The sequence below is a fragment of the Psychrobacter sp. TB67 genome (assembly GCF_000511065.1).
Taxonomy (GTDB): domain Bacteria; phylum Pseudomonadota; class Gammaproteobacteria; order Pseudomonadales; family Moraxellaceae; genus Psychrobacter; species Psychrobacter okhotskensis.
Genome location: NZ_AYYA01000079.1, coordinates 1 through 3,806 on the forward strand (window position 1 = coordinate 1; position 3,806 = coordinate 3,806).

At 37.8% G+C, this 3,806-nt stretch carries 2 protein-coding genes and 1 pseudogene; 2 read left to right on the forward strand and 1 reads right to left on the reverse strand.

Annotation, left to right across the window (positions count from 1 at the left end; genetic code table 11):
- On the forward strand, nt 1-669 hold a 669-nt coding region (locus W293_RS0114210), incomplete at its 5' end, for an IS3 family transposase (RefSeq protein WP_025653066.1).
- A 327-nt stretch (nt 670-996) separates the two neighbouring features.
- Here the strand turns inward: W293_RS0114210 and W293_RS0114215 are convergent.
- Entirely contained in the window at nt 997-3,252 is a 2,256-nt protein-coding gene (locus tag W293_RS0114215) for a DUF262 domain-containing protein (protein ID WP_025653067.1), read from the reverse strand.
- A 358-nt stretch (nt 3,253-3,610) separates the two neighbouring features.
- Between W293_RS0114215 and W293_RS0114220 the strand changes: the two are divergent.
- Nucleotides 3,611-3,806, forward strand: a pseudogene (locus W293_RS0114220) (IS3 family transposase); the annotation flags it as partial.

Here is a 3,806-nt window from a genome sequence, read left to right on the forward strand (position 1 = left end):
GGGTTAAAGGTTGCTCGTTGTACCATAGAGCGTTTAATGAGACAGCATGGCCTACAAGGTGTCTGGCGCGGTAAGGGTAAAATAACAACTCACAGCCGTGATGATCAAAAGCGTGCTGATGACTTGGTTAATCGTAACTTTAGCGCTCATCGCCCTAACCAGCTCTGGGTGGCAGACTTTACCTATATCAAGACGATAAGCGGCTGGGCGAATACCGCTTTTGTTATTGATGTGTTTGCTCGCGCTATCGTCGGCTGGAAAGTATCTAATCGTATGAATACCGATATGGTAATGGCAGCATTAAATCAAGCGATAACAGATAGAAACAATCCCAAAGATGTGATTCATCACAGTGATCGAGGGGTTCAGTACTTATCTATTCGCTATACCGATAAGATGACGGACTGCGGCGTGATTGCTTCTGTTGGTACAACAGGTGATTCATACGACAATGCACTGGCTGAAACGGTCAATGGACTCTATAAATCTGAAGTAATTGACTATTTAAAGCAGAACTGGACTGGTGTGAACGATGTTGAACTGGCAACCCTTGAGTGGGTGGACTGGTTTAATAAAACCCGTTTACATGGCACGATTGGATATGTGTCACCCTTTGAGTTTGAAAAGCGGTATTATGATAATTTAACCCTGTCAGGCATCGCTGCCTGACTCAAGTAAATCACTCTCCGATAAAGTCGGGGCGGTTCACATCGATCTGACCAGACCAGACTATTTATTGATTAAAATCTCTCAAGTTAATGTCTACAGATTTGACAGCAGAGGTCAAGCTTGATGCCACTTCTTAAAAAGGTTGCCTTTTTCAAGATACTGATAGCACGTGTGATCAGGGCATACTAAAATCGTACTTTTTCAACCATTGCTCCAAGGTGTCGCGCTCTATGTTTTTACTGCCAGTTGCATAGATAGCGATAGCCTAGCGTATCGGTAAAAAAGCGTATGACACGGTTTTGAGTGAATATTTCTATATCGTCCACGTTACTCATAAGATACACCTGCTAAATTTAGCCCTTGCAGCATAATATTTAACATTTCAGTTTCATGCTGAGCAATTATTTTTTTATCCCACGCATCTGGTTTACCTTGTATGCAATCAATCATTTTCAGTAGCTTTAAGCTATCGATTTGCCCACTTTGCATATTTCCATTTTGTGAGAAATACTTTACCTTAACATCAGGCATATCATTACTCACACGTGAATTAAGGCTATGGCTAATCAAACATAAATTACCAAAAGAGTGCAACAGTGAATCTTTTGCGTCTTTATCTTCCAAAAATATACTGTCGTTTCGCTTATTTTGTGGATAAAAGTGTTCTACAGAGCTTCTAGCGGTAAAGGTAAACTTAGGATAGTTACCGTTTAACCAAAGCAGATAATCTAAATAATTAAATACAAAAATGTTGCGGATATTGCCATACCTGAGATACTGCTTAATTTGTATACGTAGATTATCAGTACTCAAGTTGTCATGGGTATGTTCAGTCAATAGCTTATTGAAGTCTGAGGTTTGATAAATGATTTTATGATAATCATCAGGTTCATCAGTCAAATAACGCTTTAACATAAAGGCGCGAGCTATCTCTTCTAAATGGTCAAGATACGCTACGCTATTAAGCCCCATTTCATCATGTTTATAATGCTTACAAGCATAATATAAAACGGCATTAAGCCAGTGCTTATAGTTCGTAGTAGGAGTTGAGACATGAAAAGCACTTTGCAACATCACTAGTTTGTCAGTGTCAGTCTCAAAGCTATTTTTGTAGTAGCTGTTTTTTTTATCTTCATTCTTGATTAGCTTATTAAGCGTCCATTGTCCTTTACTGTCTTGAGTGTTGCGCTTTATTATAAAGTGATCAAAGATAAATTTGCTTTTAAGTAATGAGTATATAAAGGTCTTTACTTGAGACAAAGGCGTTATCTGATTGTTAGTTTCTATACTTTGCTCAGTATTTGAAGTGTGAGCATTTTCTAAGTTGGATGGTTTTAAGATAAAGGTTTCAAACTGGGTTAGCAGCTGTTTGTCATCAAGTGCGATGTCTTTTTTATATGAGGACTGCACGTTAACCATGATTCTCAAAGCATGTAAAAGAAAGCTTGAGAAATTCACTAAGCTATAGTAAGTCTCACTATTACCGTCATCTTCTTCTTTATCCGCGGTATTGCTAGGGTTAGGTGGACTGGCAAAACCATTTTCAAGGATGTGGAAAAGAGAAGGAAGTGGCTTCAATTTATTGTTTTGAGCATCATTGTTACAGTCAGAATACTGTTCATTATCTGGCTGGGAATTGTTAGGATTATCAGAGTCTTTATATATCCTAAGCAGTTCATCAAAATCTTTAGGCCGCAAAAGAGTTAAATTCTCTGAAAACAACTTAAAGCGTAAAGTAGTATTGAAGCCATACTGTACGTATTTATTCATATTGGCACAGGCTTCCCAAACATCATGAATCAAAGCTTTAACTGGTTGTTTGTCCGCAAGCGCTATCTCACTTTCGTTTGCCTTTTCAATGACTGACAACAAACGTGCTTTAATAATTTCATGCTTCTCTAATTGCTCACCTCGGTTATTCATAACTTCGAAATAATGATTTAAATCCGTTTCGTCAGGCACAGGTACACGAGCAATCTGTACATATTGAAATAGATAATCACAAAACTCTTGAAGGGTTGTAGTGGGTTGTTGGTTATCATTATTAGGGGAAATAAATTTACTTTCCATTACTTCTCTAATAGACGTATAGCCGTTGATAATAGCGGGATTTAGCTTAGCTTCATGAAGGTGCTCATAGGTTTCTAGATTGTCATTCAGTAGTAACTCTAACGTCTGAGTAGATTTCGGACGGCTTTCAAACTCAATGTTTTGTTCTGTATACCATGACATATCATAGTCGCTATCTATAGTTGTAAAGTAATTCTTTAGATATATGATTAATAAGCTCAGAGTAGTAAAGCGTTGTTGACCGTCAATAACTTCAAACACTGTACGTTTTGAAGATAGTTGTGGTCTTTCAAATACTACCAGTGTACCTAGATAATAGTTCTTATGTTCCTTTGAACTTTTCGCATCAATTTGAGCGTCCATAATATCGACAATAAGCTGTTCAATCTCACTATTGCCCCAAGCATAATTACGCTGATACATCGGAATCAGATAGTGCTCGGTGCCGTTAAGCAGCCCCTTTGGTGTTAGTAGTATCACTTGCTCGGTTGCGCTCGGATTATAGTTTTTCATAATTTTATTTTTCTCTATTTATCAGTCAAACCCTAATATTAACAACCTCACCTGAGTAAAATATCAATTTAAACGAAGGCTACTAACGCTATATATAGCATAGTGTTAGTAGCCTTTTTTAATGTCTCAAATGCACAAAATATAAGCGCATATATACCATGAAGTAAGATTTATAGCCCCTCAATAGTTGAGTTTTTGACATCTAACAAATTATGATTTCGCTCGTAGAAATTCATCAAATCCTCATTAATAATGACAGTGTGGATTCCTGATAAGATTATTATTGGAGAATAACTTAGCACACACATTGAACCGCCCCGGTATTGTCGGAGACTTAACATTCTGAGAGAATACGACAATGAAAAGACAAACCTACACTCCTGAAATGAAAGAGCGCGCCGTCCGTATGCTAATTGAAGCTAAAGACGATTACCCATCCACCTGGTCAGCCATCAAAGCCATAGCGCCAAAGATAGGTTGCACGCCTGAGACCCTACGATCATGGCATAAAAAGCACATTGATAAAACCATTCCTGCAAAGATTCAAGCTCAAA